General features: G+C 71.8%; 20 protein-coding genes. 9 read left to right on the plus strand and 11 right to left on the minus strand.

The window, feature by feature from the left end:
• Positions 1 to 56 precede the first annotated feature (56 nt).
• Together ON36_RS10145 and ON36_RS10150 are read left to right on the plus strand one after the other, a co-directional pair.
• Positions 57 to 1,529 carry an NCS1 family nucleobase:cation symporter-1 gene (locus tag ON36_RS10145; protein ID WP_043650726.1) on the plus strand — a complete coding sequence of 491 codons (1,473 nt, stop codon included), beginning with the start codon at positions 57 to 59 and terminating at the stop codon, positions 1,527 to 1,529.
• Positions 1,529 to 2,257: an aspartate/glutamate racemase family protein gene (locus ON36_RS10150; RefSeq protein ID WP_043650727.1), complete on the plus strand. Its 729-nt coding sequence runs from the start codon at positions 1,529 to 1,531 to the stop codon at positions 2,255 to 2,257. Before ON36_RS10145 ends, ON36_RS10150 begins: the two co-directional genes overlap by 1 nt.
• A 3-nt stretch (positions 2,258 to 2,260) precedes the next feature.
• Here the strand turns inward: ON36_RS10150 and ON36_RS10155 are convergent, their stop codons facing one another.
• The 5 genes from ON36_RS10155 to ON36_RS10175 form a co-directional block, all read right to left on the minus strand.
• The gene (locus ON36_RS10155; RefSeq protein WP_043650728.1) at positions 2,261 to 2,611 is read right to left on the minus strand and encodes a hypothetical protein; all 351 of its coding nucleotides are present in this window, start codon (positions 2,609 to 2,611) and stop codon (positions 2,261 to 2,263) included.
• A gap of 226 nt (positions 2,612 to 2,837) precedes the next feature.
• Positions 2,838 to 3,416, minus strand: a complete 579-nt coding sequence (idi, locus tag ON36_RS10160) for an isopentenyl-diphosphate Delta-isomerase (protein ID WP_043650729.1) — start codon at positions 3,414 to 3,416, stop codon at positions 2,838 to 2,840.
• A complete protein-coding gene (locus ON36_RS10165) occupies positions 3,413 to 4,285 on the minus strand; it encodes a geranyl diphosphate 2-C-methyltransferase (protein WP_043650730.1) in 873 nt (290 codons plus the stop codon). Before ON36_RS10165 ends, idi begins: the two co-directional genes overlap by 4 nt.
• Positions 4,282 to 5,685 carry a family 2 encapsulin nanocompartment cargo protein terpene cyclase gene (locus tag ON36_RS10170; RefSeq protein WP_052313834.1) on the minus strand — a complete coding sequence of 468 codons (1,404 nt, stop codon included), beginning with the start codon at positions 5,683 to 5,685 and terminating at the stop codon, positions 4,282 to 4,284. The genes ON36_RS10165 and ON36_RS10170 overlap by 4 nt, the downstream gene beginning before the upstream one ends.
• 10 nt (positions 5,686 to 5,695) lie before the next feature.
• Positions 5,696 to 7,102 carry a family 2B encapsulin nanocompartment shell protein gene (locus tag ON36_RS10175; protein ID WP_043650731.1) on the minus strand — a complete coding sequence of 469 codons (1,407 nt, stop codon included), beginning with the start codon at positions 7,100 to 7,102 and terminating at the stop codon, positions 5,696 to 5,698.
• 600 nt (positions 7,103 to 7,702) lie between these two features.
• On the opposite strand from ON36_RS10175, the gene ON36_RS10180 reads away from it, so the two are divergent.
• Positions 7,703 to 10,654 (plus strand): AMP-binding protein, encoded by a 2,952-nt coding sequence (locus ON36_RS10180; RefSeq protein WP_043650744.1) that lies wholly within the window; start codon positions 7,703 to 7,705, stop codon positions 10,652 to 10,654.
• A 52-nt stretch (positions 10,655 to 10,706) separates the two neighbouring features.
• Here ON36_RS10180 and rffA read toward each other — a convergent pair whose 3' ends face one another.
• Positions 10,707 to 11,843 carry a dTDP-4-amino-4,6-dideoxygalactose transaminase gene (gene rffA / locus ON36_RS10185; protein WP_043650732.1) on the minus strand — a complete coding sequence of 379 codons (1,137 nt, stop codon included), beginning with the start codon at positions 11,841 to 11,843 and terminating at the stop codon, positions 10,707 to 10,709.
• On the minus strand, positions 11,840 to 12,919 hold the full coding sequence (locus ON36_RS10190; protein ID WP_052313835.1) for a glycosyltransferase: 1,080 nt from the start codon (positions 12,917 to 12,919) through the stop codon (positions 11,840 to 11,842). Before ON36_RS10190 ends, rffA begins: the two co-directional genes overlap by 4 nt.
• A gap of 145 nt (positions 12,920 to 13,064) precedes the next feature.
• Between ON36_RS10190 and ON36_RS10195 the strand changes: the two genes are divergently transcribed.
• The 3 genes from ON36_RS10195 to ON36_RS10205 are packed head-to-tail and all read left to right on the plus strand — an operon-like array spanning position 13,065 to position 16,007.
• On the plus strand, positions 13,065 to 15,308 hold the full coding sequence (locus ON36_RS10195; protein ID WP_043650746.1) for a membrane protein: 2,244 nt from the start codon (positions 13,065 to 13,067) through the stop codon (positions 15,306 to 15,308).
• Positions 15,305 to 15,772 carry a GtrA family protein gene (locus ON36_RS10200; protein WP_043650733.1) on the plus strand — a complete coding sequence of 156 codons (468 nt, stop codon included), beginning with the start codon at positions 15,305 to 15,307 and terminating at the stop codon, positions 15,770 to 15,772. Before ON36_RS10195 ends, ON36_RS10200 begins: the two co-directional genes overlap by 4 nt.
• Before the next feature lie 10 nt (positions 15,773 to 15,782).
• A complete protein-coding gene (locus ON36_RS10205) occupies positions 15,783 to 16,007 on the plus strand; it encodes a Trm112 family protein (RefSeq protein ID WP_043650734.1) in 225 nt (74 codons plus the stop codon).
• A gap of 48 nt (positions 16,008 to 16,055) precedes the next feature.
• Here the strand turns inward: ON36_RS10205 and ON36_RS10210 are convergent, their stop codons facing one another.
• From ON36_RS10210 to ON36_RS10225, 4 genes are all read right to left on the minus strand, one after another.
• Entirely contained in the window at positions 16,056 to 16,655 is a 600-nt protein-coding gene (locus tag ON36_RS10210) for a TetR/AcrR family transcriptional regulator (RefSeq protein WP_043650735.1), read from the minus strand.
• Positions 16,652 to 17,413 carry an ABC transporter permease gene (locus ON36_RS10215; protein WP_043650736.1) on the minus strand — a complete coding sequence of 254 codons (762 nt, stop codon included), beginning with the start codon at positions 17,411 to 17,413 and terminating at the stop codon, positions 16,652 to 16,654. Before ON36_RS10215 ends, ON36_RS10210 begins: the two co-directional genes overlap by 4 nt.
• The gene (locus ON36_RS10220; RefSeq protein ID WP_043650737.1) at positions 17,410 to 18,144 is read right to left on the minus strand and encodes an ABC transporter ATP-binding protein; all 735 of its coding nucleotides are present in this window, start codon (positions 18,142 to 18,144) and stop codon (positions 17,410 to 17,412) included. Before ON36_RS10220 ends, ON36_RS10215 begins: the two co-directional genes overlap by 4 nt.
• Positions 18,145 to 18,237: 93 nt before the next feature.
• Positions 18,238 to 19,764 (minus strand): multicopper oxidase family protein, encoded by a 1,527-nt coding sequence (locus ON36_RS10225; protein ID WP_174377556.1) that lies wholly within the window; start codon positions 19,762 to 19,764, stop codon positions 18,238 to 18,240.
• Between the two features lie 185 nt (positions 19,765 to 19,949).
• On the opposite strand from ON36_RS10225, the gene ON36_RS10230 reads away from it, so the two are divergent.
• The 3 genes from ON36_RS10230 to ON36_RS10240 are packed head-to-tail and all read left to right on the plus strand — an operon-like array spanning position 19,950 to position 23,261.
• Positions 19,950 to 21,122 carry an NAD(P)/FAD-dependent oxidoreductase gene (locus tag ON36_RS10230; protein WP_043650738.1) on the plus strand — a complete coding sequence of 391 codons (1,173 nt, stop codon included), beginning with the start codon at positions 19,950 to 19,952 and terminating at the stop codon, positions 21,120 to 21,122.
• 51 nt (positions 21,123 to 21,173) lie between these two features.
• Entirely contained in the window at positions 21,174 to 22,061 is an 888-nt protein-coding gene (locus ON36_RS10235; RefSeq protein WP_043650739.1) for an RNA polymerase sigma-70 factor, read from the plus strand.
• 45 nt (positions 22,062 to 22,106) lie between these two features.
• Positions 22,107 to 23,261: a low temperature requirement protein A gene (locus tag ON36_RS10240; protein ID WP_052313837.1), complete on the plus strand. Its 1,155-nt coding sequence runs from the start codon at positions 22,107 to 22,109 to the stop codon at positions 23,259 to 23,261.
• Positions 23,262 to 23,355: the final 94 nt, after the last annotated feature.

Genomic DNA, 23,355 nt, shown 5'->3' on the forward strand with positions numbered 1-23,355 from the left:
GGGCAATAGCCGAATCCTATCGTCGGGATGCTTGTTCGCCCTCGGATGGGAATGCCATGACCGAAATCCTCGCCCCCGCACCGGCCGCGCCCGCGCCGGACTACGACCCGCGGCTGACCAACGCCGACCTCGCGCCGCTGAGACAGCAGCGCTGGGGCGCCTACAACATCGTCGCCTTCTGGATGTCGGACGTGCACAGCGTCGGCGGATACGTGACGGCGGGCAGCCTTTTCGCGCTCGGCCTGGCCAGCTGGCAGGTGCTGGCTGCGCTGCTCATCGGCATCGGCATCGTCTATCTGCTCTGCAACCTCGTCGCCAAGCCGAGCCAGGCGACCGGCGTGCCCTATCCGGTCATCTGCCGCAGCGCCTTCGGCGTGCTCGGCGCCAACATCCCGGCGATCATCCGCGGCCTCATCGCGGTCGCCTGGTACGGCATCCAGACCTTCCTCGCCTCCGCCGCGCTGGACGTCGTCCTGGTGAAACTGTTCCCGGGGCTCGCGCCCTACGCGGTGACCGCCGATCACGGCTTCCTCGGCCTCTCGCTGCTCGGGTGGGGCAGCTTCCTGGCCCTGTGGGTGGTGCAGGCCGCCGTCTTCTGGCGGGGCATGGACTCCATCCGCCGCTTCATCGACTTCTGCGGGCCCGCCGTCTATGTCGTGATGTTCGCGCTGTGCGGCTACCTGCTCGCGAAGGCGGGCTGGAGCGCCGTCGACCTGAACCTCGGCGAGGTCACCTACACCGGCTGGGCGTCGGTCCCGGTGATGCTGGGCGCGATCGCGCTGGTGGTGTCCTACTTCTCGGGCCCGATGCTGAACTTCGGCGACTTCTCCCGCTACGGCCGCAGTTTCGCCGCCGTCAAGACCGGCAACTTCCTCGGCCTGCCGGTCAACTTCCTCCTGTTCTCGGTGCTGGTCGTGGTCACCGCCTCGCTCACCCTGCCCGTCTACGGCGAGCTCATCACCGACCCGGTGGAGACGGTGGCGCGCATCGACTCCACCTTCGCCATCGTGCTCGGCGCGCTGACCTTCACCGTGGCGACCATCGGCATCAACATCGTCGCCAACTTCATCTCCCCGGCCTTCGACTTCTCCCACGTCAGCCCGCAGCGCATCTCGTGGCGGGCGGGCGGCATGATCGCCGCCGTCGGCTCGGTGCTGATCACGCCCTGGAACCTGTACAACAATCCCGAGGTCATCCACTACACCCTCGAGGTGCTCGGCGCCTTCATCGGCCCGCTGTTCGGGGTGCTGATCTGCGACTACTACCTGGTGCGCAAGCAGAAGGTGCGGGTCGACGACCTGTTCACCATGTCGCCGGGCGGAACCTACTGGTACCGCAAGGGCTATCACCCCGCGGCGGTGCTGGCCACGGCGGTGGGCGCGATCGTCGCGGTGTTCCCGGTGCTGGCCAAGGGCGTGCCCGGCATGCACACGGCCGCCCAGTACAGCTGGTTCATCGGGGCGGGCCTCGGGTTCGCGGTGTACTACCTGACCACCGGCCGGCTGCGGGCCGCGCTGCGGGAGGACTGATGCGGATCCGGGTCGTCAACCCGAACACCACGGTCGCGATGACCGCGCTGGCGCTGCGCTGCGCCCGCGCGGTCGCCGCGCCCGGCACCCGCGTCGACGCGGCCACCTCGGCCGACGGGCCGGTCTCGATCGAGAGCCACTACGACGAGGCGCTGAGCGTGCCCGGATTGCTCGCGGAGATCCGGCGCGGGGAGGCCGACGGCGTGGACGCCTACGTGGTGGCGTGTTTCGGCGACCCGGGTCTGGACGCCGCCCGGGAACTGGCCGCCGGACCGGTGATCGGGACGGCCGAGGCGGCCCTGCGCACCGCGACGCATCTGGGTCGCGGGTTCAGCGTGGTCACCACGCTGGCCCGCACGCTGGGCCGCGCCGAGGATCTGACGGTGCGCTACGGCGTCGACCGGTTCTGCCGGGGACTGCACGCGTGCGACCTGCCGGTGCTCGACCTGGAGACCGATCCCGACGCCCGCAAGATCGTCACCGAGGCGTGCCGGGCGGCGGTGGCGGCGGACCGCTCCGACGCGGTCGTCCTCGGCTGCGCGGGCATGGCCGACCTCACCGCCCACATCACCGCCGAGATCGGGGTCCCGGTGATCGACGGGGTCGCGGCGGCTACCCTCACGGCGCAGTCCCTGCTCACCCAGGGACTGCGCAAGTCGGGGAGGGGAGAGTTCGCGACCCCACCGGCCAAGCCCTACACGGGGATGCTGGCGCCGTTCGCGCTGTGACGGCTAGGCGGCGGCGGCGGGCGCCAGCTCGCGCAGCACCGCGTCGGCGTCGTCGACGTCGATCACCAGGCGGGTGAATTCGCGGCCCTCGAGATCGATGCGGACCGCGCGGCCGGTGAACGTGGTGTCCCAGAACTCCTTGCGGCCCTTGCCGCGATAGACGCCCGCGGCGATGACGCCGGGGAAGAAGGTGCCGGGCGCCCGGACCCACGGCGGACGCAGGTCCACCTCGGCGGGGACGGCTTCGACGATGTCGCGGCGATCGACGACCACCTGCTGGCGCAGCGCGAGCAGCCGGTGACCGCCGAGCACGTTCACCGTCACCATGTCCCCGCTGACCTCGACCTCGACCATCGCGCACCTCACTCAACGTCCGGAACAGGAACTTCCCTGTCCATGGTCGGCGTCCGGCCTGACCCGGGACTGTGGCGATGCTGTGAATTCACCAAGGATTCGCGGGCATCCACCTATGGCGATATGCGCATCGAACGCTATGCGCTGGTAGCGGCCGGTGCCGTGGGGATCGCGACGGGAAAAAGCTGGGGACGGGGCCCGCCGGAATATCCGGCGGGCCCGCGCGTCAGCGGGCCGCGGACCCCGCGGTGCGGTACGCCCGCACCGCGATGTCGAGGACCTCGGCGAGCCACGGCGTGTACTGCTCGGGCGTCGCCCGGACCGCCTCCGCGAGTTCGGCGGGGTCGGTCCAGGCGAACGCGGCGACCTCGTCCGGGTCCGGCACCGGATCCGGGCCCGTGTGGGTGCCGACGAGGACGTGGTCGTACTCGTACTCGACCCGGCCCGTGCCGGGATCGCCCGCGCGGTAGGTGAAGGTGCCCGCCTCGCGCAGCTCGGCGGTGAGGCCGAGTTCCTCGCCGAGCCGGACGCGCCCCGCCTCGAGCACGGGTTGCCCGGGGGCCGGATGGCCGCAGCAGGTGTTGGCCCATTGCAGGGGGAAGCGGGTCTTGACCGCGGCCCGCTGCTGGATCAGCACCCGGCCCGCCCGGTCGAACAGCAGCACCGAGAACGCGCGATGCAGCCGGCCGGGCGGCTGATGGGCCAAGGACACCGACAGCGTGCCCGCCGACCTGCCCGACTCGTCGACCAGCTCGACCGGGAGGGCCTCGCGGTCGGCCGACGAGCCGGAACGGGGATCGGTCACCTGTTCACCTTATCGGCGACGATCATCAGGTACTGGAAGCTGCCCTCCTTGTAGGCGGTCAGGAACGGCTGCTCCACCCCGGTGGCGAGCTCCGAGTGGGTGCGCATCTCCCAGTAGGGGATGGTGTCGGGTGTCAGGTCGAGCACGTGGATCGGGACCAGCCCGTTCTCCGACAGCGCCCGGAAGTACTCGCTGCGCGGGTGGATCATGCAGCCGTAGTGCGCGTCGATCCAGCTGACCGAGGCCGACTTGCCGCCGGTGACGTCGTTGGAGCAGCCGGTGATGCACACGTAGCGGCCGCCCGGCTCCAGCAGCCGGGAGAACTCGGCGAACAGGTCGAACAGGTTGACGTACATGGTGGTCTCGTTGGTCCAGATGCCCCGCATCGACCCGGACTCGAAGCCGGTGTCGAGCATGTTGCGGAAGTGGAAGCGGACCTTGTCGCTCACGCCGCGGTGCTCGGCCTGCTCGTTGGCGAAACCGACCTGGTACTCGGAGATGGTCACGCCGTCCACCCGGCAGCCGAAGCGCTGGTTGGCCATGATGCTGGTGCCGCCGCGGCCGGAACCGCCGTCCATCAGCCGGTCGCCGGGGCGGACGTCGCCCAGCTGATCGAGCAGCAGGTCGGCCTGGTCGGTCTCCAGGCGGTGCAGCTCCTTGACCAGGCGGTCCTGCTTGCCCTCCTCGGGACCCTCCAGGATGGTCCAGTCGGGCGCGCCGATGCCGTAGTGGTGGTGGTAGAGCCCATCGACCTCGCCGAGCTTGGTGTTGACCCGGTCGTCGTTGGGATTGTCGTTCCAGTACGCTGCGACGGAACGCTGGTAGCTGGTGCGCAGCACGGTGTCGGCCTGCGGGTCGATCGTGGTCATGCGGACACATCCTCTCGGGGACGGGGATCGGTGGACGGGGTCTCGTCGTTCGGGGCGTCGTGATAGCGGCGGCTGTCCGCGTGCCAGGCGCGGTTGCCGCCCATCCAGGCCCACAGGCCGGCCAGGAACCGGCGGAGTTCGGGCGAGCCTGCGGCCGCCAGCGGCGCCGCCTCCCGCTCGAACCGGTGCATCAGCTCGTCGTGCACCTCGGCGGTGCGGACCACCGCGTCGGCGCGGCTGCACCGCTCCTCGGCGGCCAGCACGGTCGGCAGATTGAACTCGCGCCCGTTCGACAGGTCCTCGCGGGCCATCGAATACAGGTCGTTGACCATCTGCGCGGCCAGGGCCGCCGTGGTGGTGACCCGGCGCACGGCCGGGTCGGTGTACTCCGGGGCGCCGAGCTCGTAGCCGCCGACGGCGTCGATGGGCGCCATGCACGGCAGGAAGCTGTGCGGCTGGCGGTTGGTCAGGTACTCCCACACCGGCGGCATCCGCCCCGCTGCCCGCCAGCCCGCCTCGGCACCGAGCGCGATGAACCAGCCCGCGATCTCGGTGCGCAGGCGGCCCAGCTGCTGCGGGGTCGAAAAGGTGCCGAGATGGGCGAAGGAGGTGCGGAAGGCACGCAGGATCGGGTCCGCCTGCATGGCCGTCTCGAGCTGGGCGGCGTAGCGGGCGGGCAGGTGGACGGGGTCGATGGCGGCGGCCGCCAGCTCGAGCCGGGGGCCGAGTTCGGCCTCGGCGCTGGACGGGGTGCCGTCGGGAGCGGTGTCGTCGGCGTCCTCCTCGCAGTAGTAGTCGTCGACCGACCACTCCGACACCGCCGCCTTGGCCGCGGCCAGCAGCGGATCGGGGTCGTCGCAGTCGGGGTGGGCGAGCATGATCAGCCGGCCGAAGTCGGCCTTCTCCAGTTCGTCGAGCCGCCCGGCGTAGAGCCCGATGTCGCGGGCCCACGCCAGCAGTCCGACATTGACCGCCTCGGCCAACGCCGGGTCGTCGCGTTCGGGCGGCGGGCAGTACAGCGGGGGAATCCGCTGCCCGGACCGCGTCGCCCGCTCGCCCGCGCCGTCCGGGGCGTGCCGCCGGGCCACGGGACTCGGCGGATGCAGCCCCGCGGCGAACGAGGGGGCCTGCCGTCCGGTGGGAGGACCCGCGGGCACGCCGTCGCCTACCGCCGGGGATCCGGCGGGCCGGGGCAGCCGTAAGCCCGCGCTGCCCAGGCCGCTCGGCCCGAGCAGGCCGCGCGGCACGGTCCCCGCCGTCATGGTGGCCGCGGTGGCCGGTCCGGCGGGGCGGAAGAGCGTCGGGGGAGCGGTGGAGTGGGTGGTTCGCAGGAGCGCCGCGACGATCGCGGCCAGGTCGCCGGCGGCGGCGGGCGCGGCCGCGCGGCGGAGCACGGACACCTCGCCGCCCTCAGTCGGCCTGGCGCGCGACCAGGACGTTGTCGAGCACGCCCAGCGCGTCGGGGACCAGCACGGCGGCCGAGTAGTAGCAGCTGACCAGGTAGGAGATGATCGACTGGTCGTCGATGCCCTTGAACCGGACGTTGAGGCTCGGCTCGTACTCGTCGGGGATGCCGGTCTGGTGCAGGCCGACGACGCCCTGGTTCTTCTCGCCGATGCGCATGGCCAGGATCGAGGTCGTCGCGGTGTCGCTCACCGGGATCTTGCCGCACGACAGGATCGGCACCCCGCGCCAGGCGGGCACCCGGTGCCCGTCGAGATCGACCGGGTCGGGGTAGAGGCCGCGCTTCGAACATTCCCGGCCGAAGGCGGCGATGGCCTTGGGGTGGGCGAGGAAGAAGGCGGTGCTGCGGCGCATGCTCAGCAGCTCGTCCATGTCGTCCGGGGTCGGCGGGCCGGACTCGGTGGTGATGCGCTGCTTGAGGTCGCAGTTGTTGAGCAGGCCGAATTCGGGGTTGTTGACCAGGTCGTTCTCGCGCCGTTCGTAGAGCGCCTCGACGGTCAGGCGCAGCTGCTGCTCGACCTGATTCATCGGATCGTTGAACAGGTCGGCCACCCGCGAGTGCACGCGCAGCACGCTCTGGGCGAGGCTGAGCTCGTACTGGCGAGGGCTCGCGTCGTAGTCGACGAAGGTGCCCTCGAGGAGCGGCTCCCCGTAGTGCCCGGAGGAGATCTCGATATTCGCCTCGCCCTTGGAATTCTGCGCGTGCGAATTCGCCGACGAGGCACCCTGCAATTGCTCGCTCAATTCCGGAGAATTCTCCAGAATCTCGTCGAGCGCCTGCCGGGGCAGGGCGAGCAAGGTCGTCCGGGTGACGGACTTGACGGTCACGTCCCAGATGGCCGAGGGCTCGGTCAGCATTTCCGCGCCGTAATGATCGCCGCCGGTGAGCATGCCGAGTTTGGTGGTCTCCCCGAATTCGCCGGAGCCCATCCGTGCCAGTTTGCCGTGGACGACGAGCAGGACCTGGTCGATGGGATTGCCGAATTCGGCGACGACGGTGCCGGGTTCGATGTCGAGCTGGACGAAGCGGTCGGCCAGCGAGCGCAGCACCTCCTCGTCGTCGAAGCCGCGCAGTGGCGGCAGTTCCTGGAGTTCCAGCGGGATGACGCGGGCCGTCGAGCCGTCGATGACGAACTCGACCTCGCCGTTGCCCACGGTGTGGGTCAGGCGGCGGTTGACCCGGTACACACCGCCGTTGACCTGCACCCACGGCAGCATGCGGGTCAGCCAGCGAGAGCTGATGCCCTGCATCTGTGGCTCGGACTTGGTGGTGTGCGCCAGCTGGGCGGCGGCGGAGGTACTGAGGCTCTTGCGCGGAGCCGTCTCGGTGGGCAACGGCAGTTCGATGGTCATGGGCGATCCTCACCTCGATGCGAGCCGGCGATCGGCCGGCGGGTCGGGGTCGTGCGTTGGACGCGACGATGGAGAGCGGCAGAGCATGACGAATCCGTCCGGAAGGCACGACGATTCACGCCGGCAGCGATGCCGGACGGAAAGGATGTGCCATCTGAAGAGAGAACTCGGTACACGAGAAGTGCGGTGACGCAATGTGTTCCGGACGACAACGATGGTAGGCCCCGGTCCGCTTGCCGCGCAACGTATTGCGGCCTATGCGAACAATTCTTCCGGGGTCGTGGGATGAATGGTGCCGGTGATCGGGCGGGTGTCGGAATGCCGGGCCGAGGTGCCGGTGAATCGTGCCGGAAATCGCGATTCCGGGCGCGGTGCCGCGGCGCCCCGTTAATATGCGCCGGCCCCGGACCGGCCCCGGGTGACCGTTCCGTCGGTGCCGCGTGCCGCCGCCCGGGCGACGCGCCCGGTGTGACCCGAATCGCCGGAACATGGGACCAGTCACAGCCGACACATAATGGAGTCCCGGTGTGGTTAGCTCTGGAGAACACATCGGGGTGTGTGAGGTGCGTCACTGTCTTGAAGGTGGGCCAGGTGGGAACGGTGGATTTCAGTCCAAAAGGTGTGGCCGGTTCGGTGCAGCGGTTGCTCGCGACCGCGCAGAACGGGCTGGAGGTGATCCGCTTCGGCGGGCTGTCACACGATGTCGAGTCCTCGCCGTTCGAGGTCGTCGAGCGCAGGCGCATGTACCGGCTGCGCCACTACTTCCCCGACGACACGACGCCGGGCCGCCCGGTCGCCCTGCTGATCCCGCCGCTCATGGTGAACGCCGACATCTGGGACGTGAACGCCGCCGAGGGCGCGGTCGGCATCCTGCACGCCGGCGGGATCGACTGCTGGGTCATCGATTTCGGGTCGCCGGCCAGCGAGGAGGGCGGCTGGCAGCGTGACCTGGCCGACCACGTGCTCGCCGTCGACGCGGCCATCGACACCGTCGGCGAGGCCACCGGGGCCCAGCTGCACCTGATGGGGTACTCGCAGGGCGGCATGTTCGCCTACCAGGCCGCGGCCTACCGCTACGGCAAGGGCGTCGCCTCCATCGTGACCTTCGGCAGCCCGGTCGACATCGTCGCGGGCATGCCGTTCGGCCTCCCCTACGGGCTGGTCTCGGACGTGGCCGACTTCCTGGCCGACCACGTGGTCAACCGGCTGCCCATCACCGACTCGATGGTGCGCCTCGGCTTCCAGATGCTCGATCCGGTCAAGACCGCCAAGTCCCGGGTCGACTTCCTCCTGCAGCTGCACGACCGCGAGGCGCTGCTGCCCAAGGAGCGCCAGCGCCGCTTCCTCAACAGCGACGGCTGGGTCGGCTACGCCGGTCCGGCCGCGGCCGACCTGCTCAAGCAGTTCGTCGCGCACAACCGGATGATGCTGGGCGGCTTCGTGATCCGCGATCACCCCATCTCCCTGGCCGAGCTGCGCTGCCCGATCCTCGCCTTCGTCGGCGAGGTCGACGACATCGGCCAGCCCGCCGCCGTGCGCGGCATCGTGCGCGCGGCCCCCAACGCCGAGGTGTTCGAGGCCAGCCTGGTCGCCGGGCACTTCGGCCTGGTCGCGGGCAGCATGGCCACCCGGCACACCTGGCCGCTGGTCCGGGACTGGGTGGGCTGGCTCGAGGGCGCGGGGCCGCTGCCCGAGGAGATCGTGCCGATGGCCGAGCACACCGCGAGCTCGGCGCCGCGTACGGCCGCGACCCGGGTCATCCACACCGCCGCCAGCCTCGCCGAGGCGGGGGTCGGGGTCGGCAAGGCCCTCGAGGGCATCGCGGGCAACACGATCCGCGGCTCGATCGAGATCGCCGGCGAGGCCGCGCGGGCGCTGCCGCGCCTGACCCGGCTCGGCCTGATCCAGCCGCACACCCGCATCTCGCTGGGCAAGCTGCTGGCCGAGCACGCGCGGCGCGCCCCCCTGAAGGACCTGTTCCTCTTCGACGACCGCGTGCACACCCACGCCGCCGTCGACGTGCGCATCGACAACGTGGTCCGCGGGCTGATCTCGGTGGGGATCCGCCCGGCCACCCGGGTCGGCGTGGTCATGGAGACCCGGCCCTCGGCCCTGGCCGCCGTCGCGGCGCTCTCCCGGCTCGGCGCGGTCGCGGTCCTGCTCGCCCCCGGCGCCGAGCTGCATCGCGCCATCGAGCTGACCGGGGTCAAGACTCTGATCACCGACCCGGAGAACCTGCGCACCGCCGCGGCCACCGGCAGCCGCGTCCTGGTGCTCGGCGGCGGCGACGCCCGCACCCTCGACCTGCCCACCGGCGACCGGATCGTCGACCTCGAGCAGATCGACCCGGCCAAGGTCCGCGTGCCCGCCTGGTACCGGCCCAACCCGGGCCTGGCCCGCGAACTGGCGTTCGTGCTGGTGCTGGGTACCGGCGACCGCCTCGAGGCCAAGTACATCACCAACCACCGCTGGGCGCTGTCGGCCTTCGGTACCGCCTCGGCCGCCGACCTCGACCACCGCGACACCGTGTACTGCCTGGCGCCGCTGCACCACTCCTCGGGACTGCTGGTCAGTCTCGGCGGCGCGGTGGCGGGCGGCAGCCGGATCGCGCTGGCCCGGCCCTCGGGGCCCGGCCGGTTCGCCGAGGAGGTGCACCGCTACGGCGTCACGGTCGTCACCTACACCTGGACCATGCTGCGCGACCTGCTCGACGCCGAGGTCTTCCCGGCCGGGCGCACGCACCCGATCCGGCTGTTCATCGGGTCGGGCATGCCCGCGGGCCTGTGGCGTCGCACGACCGAGCAGTTCGCCCCCGCGCGGGTGCTGGAGTTCTACGCCTCCATCGACGGCGACGTCGTGCTGGCCAACGTGCCCGGCATCAAGATCGGATCCAAGGGCAGGCCGGTGCCCGGCACGGCCAAGGTCGAGCTGGTCGCCTACGACCCGGTCAGCGAGCAGATCCTGGTCGGCGACGACGGGTTCGCCCGCCGCTGCGCCGACAACGAGCCCGGCCTGCTGCTCGGCAAGGCCGTCGACGGCGGGGACATCTCCGACGGCGGCCTGCGCGGGGTCTTCCACGCGGGCGACGCGTGGTGGCCGACGGAGAACCTGTTCCGCCGCGACGGTGACGGCGACTACTGGCTGGTCGACCGCCGCGACACCGTCATCCGCACCCCGCGCGGCCCGGTGTTCACCCAGCCCGTCACCGACGTGCTCAACGACATCACCCCGGTCGATCTCGAGGTGGTCTACGGCCTCGACGCGGGCGGGCGCACCCTGGCGGTGGCGGCGCTGAGCGTGCGCGAGGGCTTCGACATCGAACCCGACGACGTGACCGAAGCGCTGCGGGCGCTGCCGAGGGCGCAGCGACCCGACCTGGTCCACGTCGTCGACGACATCCCGCGCAGCCCCAGCTTCCGCCCGTCGGCCGTCGCCATCCAGGCCCGCGGCCTGCCCGCGCCGGGCCCGGACACCTGGTGGTACAACGCCGAATCCGACGCCTACGAGGTCCTCACGGAGGCCGTCGCCCAGGATCTGTACGGCGGGAACTGACGGAAACGGCGAGGGCCCGGTGAGCGATCACCGGGCCCTCGCCGTTCGCGCCTCAGGCGCGGTAGGCGCGGACCGCGTCGACGACCCGGTCGAGCTGTTCCGCGCCGAGCATCGGCCACAGCGGCAGCCGCACGATGGTGGCCGAGAAGCGCGCCGAACGGGTGCACGGGACCGGGGTGCGGCCGTACTTCAGGCCCGCGGGGCTCGAGTCGAGCGGGATGTAGTGGAACGGGGCGACGATGCCGCGCTCGGCCAGGTGCGCGATGAGACCGTCGCGGCTGTCCTCGGTGGGCATGCGCAGATAGAACAGGTGCGCGGTGTGGCCGCGGTCGGCGGGCACGGTCATGAGCCGCACGTCGTTGGCGGCGGCCCAGTCCGGCAGCGCGGCGGCGTAGAAGTCCCAGACGCGGTGGCGCTGGGCCTGGATGGTGTCGAACTCGGCCAGCTGGGCGTCGAGGACCGCGGCGTTGAGTTCGCTGGGCAGGTAGCTCGAGCCGATGTCCTGCCACGAGTACTTGTCGACCTGGCCGCGCAGGAAGCGGGCCCGGTCGGTGCCCTTCTCCCGCATGATCTCGGCGCGGCCCATGAGGATCTCGTCGGACAGCAGCAGCGCGCCGCCCTCGCCGCAGTGCACGTTCTTGGTGTCGTGGAAGCTCTGGGTGCCCAGCGTGCCGATGGTGCCGAGCTGCCTGCCCTGCCAGGTGCCGCCGAGGCCGTGCGCGTTGTCCTCGATCAGGGCGAGGCCGTGCTCGTGGGCCAGGGCCAGCAGCGGCGCCATGTCCGCGCCGACGCCACCGTAGTGCATGACCACGATCGCCTTGGTGCGCGGCGTGACCGCGGCCGCCGCGGCGGCGGGGTCGATGTTGCCGGTGCTGTCGTCGATGTCGACGAAGACGCAGGTCGATCCGCGCAGCGCCATCGCGGTGGCCGCGGAGGTGAAGGCGAACGACGGGACGATGACCTCGTCCTCGGGGCCCAGCTCGAGCAGCAGGGCGCCCAGTTCCAGCGCGTGCGTGCACGAGGTGGTCAGCAGGGCGTGCGGGGCGCCGGTGATCTCCTTGATCCGCGCGGTGGCCGAGCGGGTGAACTGCCCGTCGCCGTGGCTGTGATCGGAGTCCAGCACCGCCGAGAGGTTCGCGCGCTCGGCGGCGGCGCGGAACGGCCTGCTGAAGATGATGCGGTCGGTCACTCCGGACGGCCCTTCTCCGACGCGGCTGCCGGTACCGCGGCGTCGACTCGTCGGTTCTGGGCCGGCGAGGGCATCGTATCGGGCCGCGGCGTCGGCGAGTCCACCGTGAGGTAGAGCGGCTTGCCGACCAGGATGTGCAGGGCCACACCGAGATACTCGGCGATCAGCCCGAGCGAGAACAGGGTCGCGCCCGAGCACAGCAGCACCGCCACGATGATCGAGGCCCAGCCCTCGGGATCGTGGTTGTCCTGGGTCAGCGCCTGCACGGCGATGACCGCGGCCCAGACCACGCCGACGAGCGCGAGCGTCACCCCGAGCATGCTCACCAGCCGCAGGCCGCGGGTGCCGCTGCACAGCACCATCTTCCAGAACAGCGAGAACAGGCGGCGGTAGTTGTAGCCGGACTCGTCGCGGCCCTCGGCGCGCAGCACCACCGGCACCGACACGGTCCGGCCGACCACCCAGGTCAGGGCCACGTCGAGATAGACGCCGTTGGCGGCCACCTCGGCGAGCTGGCGGCCGATGTCGCCGCGGATGAGCCGGAAGCTCTCGAACCGGGTCGAGTCGGGGAAGGCGAACACCGTCGCCAGCACCAGCTTGGCGCCCCGCGAGGTCAGGTTGCGCAGGAAGCCGTGCGGGCGGGTGTTGCTCGGCTTGGAGTAGACCAGGTCGGCCCGCGAGGCGAGGGCGGCGTCGAGGAAGTCGGCGACGAACGCGGGATCGTGCTGACCGTCCTCGTCCATGGTGACGATCCAGTCCCCGCGCGCGGCGGCCATGCCCGCGATGGTCGCGGCGTCCTGCCCGTAGTTGCGGCTCAGCCACAGCGGACGCACCTGGGGGTAGGCGGCGGCCAGCTCGCCGATGACGACGTCGGAACGGTCGGGGCCGTTGTCGTGGACGAGGATGATCTCCTGCACCGCGTACCGGATGCCGCCGGGCGTGGTCTGCGGACCGCCGAGCCGGTCGAGCTCGGCGACCAGCGCGGCGATGGTCTGCTCGCCGCGGTAGACCGGCACGACCACCGACACCGAATGCGCGTGACCGTTGCCGGAGCTGCGAGCGGAATCGATAGGCATGTGGGCCGGCCCCTGAGGTCTGTTCGATGTGTGCTGGTGAGAACCCGCGAACTCTAACACCGCGACGCGGCGCGGTCGCCCCCAGCGCGGGGGACCGGCGGACGATGCCGAGCGCGTGCGCTACCTGTAGGGTCTGGTGCTCGTGGTGGAAAGTAGAACCCCTGCCCGTCGTGAGGTCTACCTGTGGGGCCTGTACACCTCGCTCGGCGTGATCGCCGGTTATATCGCCGTGCTGCTGGCCAACTCTCGCCACTTCTACACCGACGACACGGAATCGCAGTACGTGCCGCTGTGGCAGATGCTCGGCCGTCGGCTGCGCGACGGTGACCTGCCGGTGCTGGTGCCCGAGCACTGGATGGCGGGCAACTACGCCATCGAGGAAGCGGGCCTGCTGAATCCGCCGCAGCTGCTGATCGATCTGATCGCGCCGTCGGTGGACAACCTGGTGCTCTACGCGACCGTGGTGAAGCTTATCTTCGCCGTGATCGCCGGGCTCGGCGTCTACCGGGTCTGCCTGGTGTACGGGTCGCGGGTGCAGTGGGCGGCGCTGGCGGGGGTGTCGTTCCCGTTCACCGGCTGGTTGCTGTTCTTCGACGAGGCCAGCTGGATGACCGCGTTCACCGGGACCGCGTGGGCGGTGCACGCCTGGGCGTCGGCGGTGAAGTACGCGCGCGGCAACTCCGGGCCGGTCCCGACCTTCGTCTTCCTGTACCTGGCCATCTCCGTCCAGTACATCTTCCCCGCCGTCGAGGCCGGGCTGATGATCGGCGCGGTCATCGTCGGCGAACTGGTCTTCCAGAAGGCCTGGCGCGGCCCGCTGCGGCTGACCGTGGTCGCGGGCCTGGCCGCGCTGGCCGGCCTCGCCACCTATCTGCCGTCGATGTACTCGGCCAAGGTCACCTGGCGGGGCACCGCCCAGATCAACAACGACCAGTTCCTCACGGTCCCGTGGTCGGAATCGCTCAACGGCAGCCTGCCCTCGACCCTGCCCGCGTTCACCTCGTGGTGGGGCTACGTGCAGCCGATGCCGGTCGTCTACATCGCGTGGTTCCTGATCCCGGCCCTGGCGTTCGTCGACTGGGGGCGGGCGCGGCAGGCGTGGCGCGAGTTCACCGCCATCGGGCTGTTCGCCCTCGCTGCGGTCATGTGGACCGCCGGGCCCGGCACCATCGGCCCGCTGCGCTGGCCCGCCCGGGTGCTGCCCATGGTGGCGCTCGGCCTGCTGCTGCTCGTGTGCGTGCTGCTCGGCCGGTTCGCCACGTTCAAGGACTGGCGGCCGCGCGCGGTCGCCGCGGGTGTGCTGATCGCGGTGGTGTGGGTGCGCTCGTTCTCCGCCGACCCGCATCACGTGCTCGCGCACGTCGTCGCGGCGGTCGCCATCGCGCTGCTGGGCGCGGCGGTGGTGTGGCTGGCCCGGACCCGGGGCGTGAGCGCCGCGGTGGCGCTGGCGATCGTGGCGGTCGCGCCCATCGCCTACATCCAGGTCGAGCGCGCCCAGCCGACCCCGATGAGCTGGAACCTGCCCGGCGACCGCGCCGCCGCCGAGGCCGCCTTCCCCGAGTTCGCGGGCACCACCCTGCAGCTGGGTGACCGCGCGCTGATCCAGCCCGGCGAACGCACGCTCGACGGCGCCTACGGCGCGCTGGTGTTCGGCAACTACGCCAAGGACCTGGACAAGACCTACGTCAGCGGTTACACCCCCAACGGGCACTTCTGGTTCGGCGAGATGCTGTGCATGCGCTGGGACACCAGCGTGTGCCCCGACGCGTTCCGGCGGGCCTTCGCCGTGGAGCCGTCGACCGGCAAGCCGATCGTCGACCTGATGAACGTCGACCGGGTCGTGCTGCAGAAGGCGCTGTATCCGAACGCGGGCACCGAGCAGGCGCCGGAGGGCTGGCACTGGGCCGACTACCCGGACAAGGCCCGCTACATCGCCGTGCTCGAACGCGACGCCGGGCTGCTGTCCACCCGCAACGGCCGGGTCTCGGCGGTCGAGGGCGGCACCGCGACCTCGGTGTCGGAGAGCGACACGACCAGCCGCGTGCGGGTCAGCTCCGAGTCCGGCGGCCGGGTCGTGTTCGCCCGCCTCGCCTGGCCGGGCTACCGGGTGACCCTCGACGGCAGGGACGTGCCGTTCGAGGTGGTGGCCAAGTCGTTCGTCGCGGTGAAGATCCCCGCGGGCACGGTGAACGGCGACCTGGCGGTGACCTGGCGGCCGCCGGGCTGGAAGATCGGCGCGGCCGGGATCGCGGCGAGCCTGGTCGGGCTCGGCGTGCTGCAGTGGCTGTACCTGCGCGGCCGCCGCCCCGACGAGGAGGGCGACGCGGCCGGGGACGAGCGCGCGCCCGACGACGAGACCGCCGCCGACCTGGCCGAGGCGCGGCCGTGACGAGGACCGAGCAGGCGCCCGGCGTCCACGAGACGCCGGGCCCGCTGCTGCGGGTGGTCAAGCGTCAGGAGCTGGCCTTCGCGCTGGTCGGCGGGTTCAACACGCTGCTCGGCATGGCGCTGACGGTCGCGTGGCTGGCCGTGCTCGGCGACGGGCGGCCGGGCCTCGCGGTGGTGCTGGCCTACGCGATCAGCACCACCGTCGCCTTCGTCCTGCACCGCACGCTGGTGTTCCGGGTGCGCGGCCACGTGCTGCGCGATTTCGTCGCCTTCTGCGGCGTCAACTCCGGCGGCCTGCTGCTCAACGTGGTGCTGCTCGAGCTGGCGGTGACGGGGTTCGGCCTGCCCGCGGCGCCCTCGTCGGTCGTGGTCATGGGCCTGGTCGCGGTGCTGAGTTTCTTCGGCCACCGCTACATCTCGTTCCGCAGGCGACCGGCCACCGCGACCGCCGCCGGCGGCCGGTAAGTTGTCGGTCATGGCCAACGAAACGACCCTGGACGCCACCCTGCTCGGCCTGCTGGCCTGCCCGCAGGACAAGGGCCCGCTGCACCTGGTCCGCACCGCCGGTGGCGACAGCGTCCTGTACAACCCGCGCCTGCGCCGCGCGTACCCGATCGACAACGGCATCCCGGTGCTGCTGGTCGACGAGGCCCGCGACGTCGACGACGCCGAGCACGAGGCCTTCACCGCGCAGGGCTGAGCCCGCCGAGCCCGCTGAGCCCGCTCGGCCCCGCGTCGAGCCGGAAGCTCACGCCTCGGCGCCGATGTCCCCGGTCAGGTACCGCTGCAGCGTCGGCCCGGCGGCCGCAACGACCCGCTCGATCGGCATCGAGGCCAGCGGCTCGAGCCCGATGATCTCGCGGGCCACCAGAATCCCCGCCATCTGCGAGGCGACCAACGCGACGCGTTCGCGGCCGTCGTCCTCGGGGGTGGCGATGCGGGTGCGCACGCGTTCCAGGACCACCTGCAGCAGGAAGCTGCGCGCCAGCTCCACCTCGCCGCCGCCCAGGATCCGCCGGGCGGCGGCGACCAGGCCGGGCCCGGCGGGCGAGGCCCAGACGTGCAGCACCCCCGAGAGCAGGGTCTCCCCGATCCGGTCCACCGGCACGGCGTCGACGGCGCGCAGGGTCGCCTCGGGATCGATGGGGAGTTCGACCGCGGCGGCGAACAGTTCCTGTTTGGTGCCGAAGTAGTGGTGCACCAGGGCCGGGTCGACGCCCGCGTCGGCGGCGACCGCCCGGATCGAGGTCTTGTCGAAGCCGCCCCGGGCGAACCGGGCGCGCGCGGCGTCCAGGATCGCCTGGCGCGCACCGGAACTGCCCGGCCTGCGACCGGATCGGGGACTCACGCCGTCCGCCTGCGCAGCGTCGCCGCGCCGAGGACCAGCGCCACGATCGCGAAACCGGCCACCACGGCCAGGTCGCGCCACATGGCCGCGGTCGGCTCGGGATAGCGCGAAACCTGTTGCAGCGCATCGACGGCGTAGCTGAGGGGCATCACGTCGCTGATCTTCTCGAGCCAGTCCGGCAGCTGATCACGCGGGACGAGCAGGCCGCACAGGAAGATCTGCGGCGCGACGACCACCGGCATGAACTGCACGGCCTGGAATTCCGTGCGCGCGAAGGCGCTCGCGAGCAGTCCCAGCGCGACCCCGCACACGGCGTCGACCACCGCGATGAGCACCACCCAGCCCGGGCTGCCCGCGGCATCGAGGCCGAGCAGCCCGAACGACACCAGGCAGGCGACCGCGGCCTGCGCGGCGGCCGCGAGGGAGAACGCGGTGCCGTAGCCCCCGAGCAGGTCGAGCTTGCTCAACGGTGTGGTCAGCAGGCGCTCGAGCGTCCCGGAGGTCCGTTCGCGCTGCATGGCGATGGCGGTGATGAGGAACATGACGATGAACGGCAGGATCCCGAGCATCGTGATGCCGACCCGGTCGAACACGGTCAGCGGATTCAGCGGCGAGCGCGGGGTGTCGCGGTAGATGAAGTACAGCAGGGTCATCAGGACCGCGGGCACGACCAGGATCATGGCGACGGTGCGGTGGTCGTTGCGCAGCTGGCGCAGGATGCGGCCGGTGGTGGCGGCGTAGGGGCGCAGGGTGGTCATGCGGGCTCTCCGGCGGTGATGAGGGTGAGGAAGGCGGTCTCCAGGTTCTGCTCGCCGGTGCGTTCGCGCAGCTCGGCCGGGGTGAGCTGCGCGAGCAGCCTGCCTTCGCGCAGGAGCAGCAGCCGGTCGCAGTGCTCGGCCTCGTCCATCACGTGACTCGAGACCAGCAGGGTGGTGCCCGCGTCGGCGAGGGCGTGGAACTGCTGCCACAGCTCGACCCGCAGGACCGGATCGAGGCCGACGGTCGGTTCGTCGAGGACCAGCAGCTCGGGCCGGGCGACGAGCGCGCAGGCCAGCGAGACGCGGGTCTTCTGCCCGCCGGACAGTTCGTCGCCGCGCTGCCCGGCGAAGCGGGTGAGCCCGACGGCGTCCAGGGCGTCGGCGACCGCGGCGCGGTCGCGGCCGTAGAGCGCGGCGAAGTAGGCGACGTTCTCGCGCACGGAGATGTCGGCGTAGATGCTCGGCGCCTGGGTGACGTAGCCGATGCGCCGGCGCAGCGCGGGGTCGCCCGCGGGCAGGCCCAGCACGGTCACCGTGCCGGATTCGACGATCTGGGTGCCGACGATGCCGCGCATCAGCGTGGTCTTGCCGCAGCCGGACGGGCCGAGCAGCCCGGTGATCCGCCCGCGGGGGATGTCGAGGGAGAGTCCGTGCAGGACTGTGGATTTCCCGCGCCGAACCACGAGATCGGCGGCGGCGACCGCGGGCGCCGCGGTGGGAGAGTGCGTCATGGCGACTCAATTCATCGAGTGTTGAATTCACTACGTGATGAATTATGCGCGCGGCCGCCGCCCCGGGCAAGGGGCGGCGGCCGGTGAGTCCGTCTAGTGGTGATGACCCGGCGGCGGCGCGCCGGGCGCCCGCCCCGGTTCCACGACGACGAACTGGCCCATCATCCCCAGGTCCTCGTGCCAGAGCAGGTGGCAGTGATACATGTACGGCGTGTCCGGATCGGCGGGCCCGTCGAAGCGCAGCGCCAGCCGCACGGTCTGATCCGGCGCCACGAACACGGTGTCCTTGGGGCCGCCCAGGGCAGGCGGCGGCGGGGCGCCGTCGACGTCGAGCACCCGGAACTGCACGTCGTGGACGTGGAAGTTGTGCGGTCCGCCGTCGGCGTTGCGCACGGACCAGATCTCGGTGCTGCCCCGGGTGACCGCCGCGTCGACGCGGTCCATCGCCATCGGCGCGCCGTTGATCCGGCCGAACTCCAGCTCGAACGCGCGCTCGGTCACCGCGCCGGACCCGTCGGGCGTCTCGGCGGGGACGAGCTCGGTGGGCAGCGCGGGGGAGGGGCGCAGGACCGGCGCGGCCCGCAGTTCGAGGATGTCGAAGGTGTCGTCACCGCCGGCGAAGCGCTGGGTCCAGAAGTCCAGTCCCGCCTCGAGTTCGGTACTGCGCAGCACCGCCCGCTCGCCCGGGCGCACCCGGACCACGATCTCGGCGCGCTCACCCGGAGAGAGCCGGACCTCGCGCAGTGTCGCGGTCCGGGGCAGCAGACCGCCGTCGGTGCCGATCAGCGCGAACTCGCGGTCGTCGGCGAAACCGAAGGTGTAGATCCGCGCGGTGGAGGCGTTGAGCAGCCGCAACCGCACCAGCTCGTCGCCGACCTCGGCATACGGGGCGAGGGTGCCGTTGATCAGGATCTCGTCGCCGAGGAACCCGACGTCGCGGAAGGCGGCGTGCGCGCCGTCGAGACGGTCGCCGCGCAGGCGCACGTCCTGCACGATCACCGGCAGGTCGTCGACGCCGTAGGCGCGCGGCAGCGGCAGCGCCGCGCTCGCCGGGTCGTCGACCAGGAACATCCCGGCCAGCCCTCTGCGGACGTGGTCTTCGGTCGCGCCGTGCGGATGCGGGTGGTACCAGAGCGTGGCGGCGGGCTGGTCCACCGTCCACTCCGGCGTCCAGTCCGCGCCCGCCGCGACCATCTGGTGCGGGCCGCCGTCCATGGCGGCGGGCAGGTGCATGCCGTGCCAGTGCACGGTCGAGGACTCGGGCAGGGTGTTGCGCACGTGCACCCTGACCCGTTCCCCGCGCGCGGCCCGCAGCGTCGGGCCCAGATAGTCCCCGTCGAAACCCCAGGTCCGGGTGGCCTGCCCGGGACGGAATTCGCGGGTGCCCGCGCGCAGGGTGAGGTCGAACTCCCGGGTGCCGTCCGCGGCGAGGCGGGACGGCGCGAGCGGGGGGATCGCCAGGGGGCGCACGAATTCCGTCGTGCCCGCCGCGCGCACGTCGGCGGTCGCGTACGTCAAGTAGACCGCTCCCGCGATCGCGCAAACCATGACGACGAGCAGCGCGCCCGCGCCGAGCAACAGACGGCGCCACACGGAGGCGCGCCGGGTTTTCGAAGACATGCGGGCACGGTAGGTGGCGCCCGGCGCCGCCCACATCGGGTGAAACCCCGGTCCCGGCCAGGAGATCCGCCCGAGCCGTCCCCGAGACCGCCCCCGTCTCCGTGGTGATCCGGCTCACAGTTGTCACGTTCCGGCCGCCCGGCTTGTCCCTCGTGCAGAACCACCCTCGGGAACAAGGAGCCACCATGAGCACCCACCGCATCGTCGTCCTCGGCGCCGGCTACACCGGTCTGCTCGCCGCGATCCGCCTCTCGCAACGCACCCGGCGCCTCGACGTCGCGATCACCCTGGTCGATCCGTCGGACCGGTTCACCGAACGGCTGCGTCTGCACCAGGTCGCCGCGGGGCAGGAACTCGCCGTCCACCGCATCCCGGACCTGCTCGCGGGCACCGGCGTCACCTTCGTCCGCGGCCGGGCGAGCGCGATCGACACCGCCGCCCGCACGGTCCGCGTCGACGGCCACGGCGACCTCGCCTACGACGAACTCGTCTACGCCCTCGGCTCGGCCACCGACACCGCGACGGTCCCCGGCGCCGCCGAGCACGCCTGGACCCTGAACGGCGGACCCGCCGCCCACGACTTCGCCGTGCGGCTGGCCGGACTCGCCGCGACCGGCGGCACCGTCGCGGTCTGCGGCGGCGGGCTGACCGGGATCGAAGCAGCCACCGAGATCGCCGAGAGCCACCCGGGCGTGCGGGTCGTGCTGATCAGCGCGGGGGAACCCGGCGCCATGATGGGCGTGTCGGCCCGCGCCCACCTCGGCCGCGCGCTGGACCGGCTCGGCATCGTCCGCCACCTCGGGCAGCGGGTGGTCCGGGTGCTGCCCGCAGGCGTGGAACTGGCCGACGGCGCCGTCGTCGCGGCGGATCTGACGCTGTGGACCACCGGCGTGCGCGTCTCGCCGCTCGCCGCCCGGTCGGGCATCGCGACCGACGCCCGCGGTCTCGTCGTGGTCGACGAGACCCTGAAGTCGGTGTCCCACCCCGAGATCCACGCGATCGGTGACGCGGCCGCGGTCCGCCAGGCGTGGGGAGCGGTCCACGGGACCTGCCAGTCGGGGCTGCCGACCGCCGCCTACACCGCCGATCTCATCGCCCGCGAGCTGCGCGGGAAGACGGTGCGGCCCTTCCGGTTCGGCTACTTTCACCAGCCCGTCAGCCTGGGCCGCCGCGACGCCGTCATCCAGTTCACCCGCGCCGACGACACCCCCGGCCGCTTCGTGCTGACCGGCTGGGCGGCGTGCCGTTACAAGGAGACCGTGTCGTCGAGCCCGCTGACCGCGTTCCGGGTGAGCAGGCGGATGCCCATGACGGTCCAGCTGTCGAAGGGCGGGCGGGCCACCCGCCGTCGCGGCTGACCCGTCACCATGGTGCACGCCCCCGCACCCGCCCGAATCAGGAGATCTCGCGTGAGCGCCGAAGCCGAGCTTCCGGACCCCTTCACCGAACACCGGCGGCTGCTGTTCGCCACCGCGTACCGGATGCTCGGCACGGTCACCGACGCCGAGGACGTCCTGCAGGACGCCTGGATCAAGTGGCACGACACCGACCGCGCGGGCGTCGACCACCCCAAGGCCTATCTCGTGCGCACGGTCACCAACCTGTCGCTCAACCGCCTCACCTCGGCCCGGGCGACCCGCGAACAGTACATCGGGCCCTGGCTGCCCGAACCGATCCTCACCTCGCCCGACATCGCGGAGGACTCCGAATTGGCCGACACCGTCTCTACCGCCATGCTGGTCGTGCTGGAAACCCTGACCCCGGTCGAGCGCGCGGTCTTCCTGCTCCGGGAGGTGTTCGGGTACAGCCACGCGGAGATCGCCTCCGTGGTCGGCCGCACCGACACCGCCGTGCGCCAGATCGCGCATCGCGCCAAGAACCACGTCGAGGCGCGCCGCCCGCGCTTCGACACCGACGAGCGGTCCCGCGCCGAGGTGACCAGCCGGTTCCTGTCCGCCTGCGCGGGCGGCGATCTCAACGCGCTGCTCGACCTGCTCGCCCCCGAGGTGACCTGCTGGTCCGACGGCGGTGGCGTGGTGACCGCCGCGCGCAGGCCGCTGCACGGACCCGATCACGTCGCGCGCTGGATCCTCGGGGTCCTGGCCAAGCCGGAGTCCGCGGGGGTGGTGCTGGAACCGGCGTACGTCAACGGCGAGCTGGGCGCGGTGGCCCGGCTCGGGGAGCATTCGATCGGCGCGTTCACCTACGACCTGTCCGGCGGCCACATCCACAACCTGCGCTTCCAGGTCAACCCCCACAAGGTCGCCGGACTGCGGGCGGGGACCGACCTGGTCTGAAAGGTCCACCGCGCGCGGAACGCGGCCTGCCCCTACGCTCGTCGCGTGCTCAGCGAGTCAAACACGATCGAACCGGCGGCCGACGGCGGCCAGGTCCGGGTCTCCACCCTGGAACTGTTCTTCGACCTGGTCTTCGTCCTCACCATCACCCAGCTCACCCACGTCTTCACCCACCATCCCGGGTGGGAGGCCCTGCTGCAGGTCGCGCTGTTGTTCGGCCTGGTCTGGTGGATGTACTCCGGCTACGTCTGGCTGACCAACGAAGTGGCGCCGAACAGTTCGGCCCGCCGCACCTGGCTGCTGATCGGCATGTTCGCCTTCTTCGTGCTGGCCATGGCGATCCCGGACGCCTTCCACGGCACCGGCATCGCCTTCGGCCTCGGCTACGTCCTGGTCACGGCGGTGCACACCGCGCTGTTCGCCACCAGCGGCGGCGGCAGCGTGCGGACCGCGATCCGCCACATCGGCCCGTTCAACGGCCTCGCCGCGCTGCTGGTGCTCGGCGGCGGATTCGCCCACGGCGCCGCGCAGTACGGGTGCTGGGCGCTGGCGCTGCTGGTCCAGGTCGGCGGACCGTATCTGGTCGACACCGGCGACTTCGTCGTCCGTGCCGGGCACTTCTGCGAGCGGCACGGGCTGGTCGTCATCGTCGCGCTCGGCGAGTCGGTGGTGGCCATCGGCGCGGGCCTGGCGGGGGAGGCGGTGACCGTCGGGCTGGTCGCGATGGTCGCGCTCGGCCTGTGCCTGGCCTACGTGCTGTGGTGGGCCTACTTCGGCTTCGACGATGAGCGCGGCGAGCACGCGCTGGCGGCGGTGCCCGACCGCGAGCGGGTGCGACCCGCCCTGCACGCCTACGGGTACGCGCTCTACCCGCTGCTGGTCGGCATCATCCTGACCGCGGCCGGGATCAAGATGAGCATCGCGCACGGCGGCGAACGGGCCGAGCCCGCCGCCGCGGCCGCGCTCTCCGGCGGGGTCGCGCTGTTCTTCGCCGGCCAGTACTTCTTCCGCCGCACGCTGGGCCTGCCGCGGGCCTGGGTGCGCGCGGCGAGCGCGGCCGCTGTGCTGGTGACCGTCCCGGTCGGCGTCTACGGCGTGGCCTGGGCGCAGCTGGCGGCCCTCGTCGCGGTCGCCTACGCGGCGGTCATCGCCGACGACCGGCTCACCCTGCGCGCCGGGCAGCACAGCTCCTACGCCTGAACGGGCATCGGTGACAATGGCGCGGTGAGCGCATCCGAACTCGTCGCCGATCCCGCCACCGCAGCCCGCCGGCTGCTCGGCGCCGAACTGTGGT

The organism is Nocardia thailandica NBRC 100428 (genome assembly GCF_000308795.1).
Taxonomy (GTDB): Bacteria; Actinomycetota; Actinomycetes; order Mycobacteriales; family Mycobacteriaceae; genus Nocardia; species Nocardia thailandica.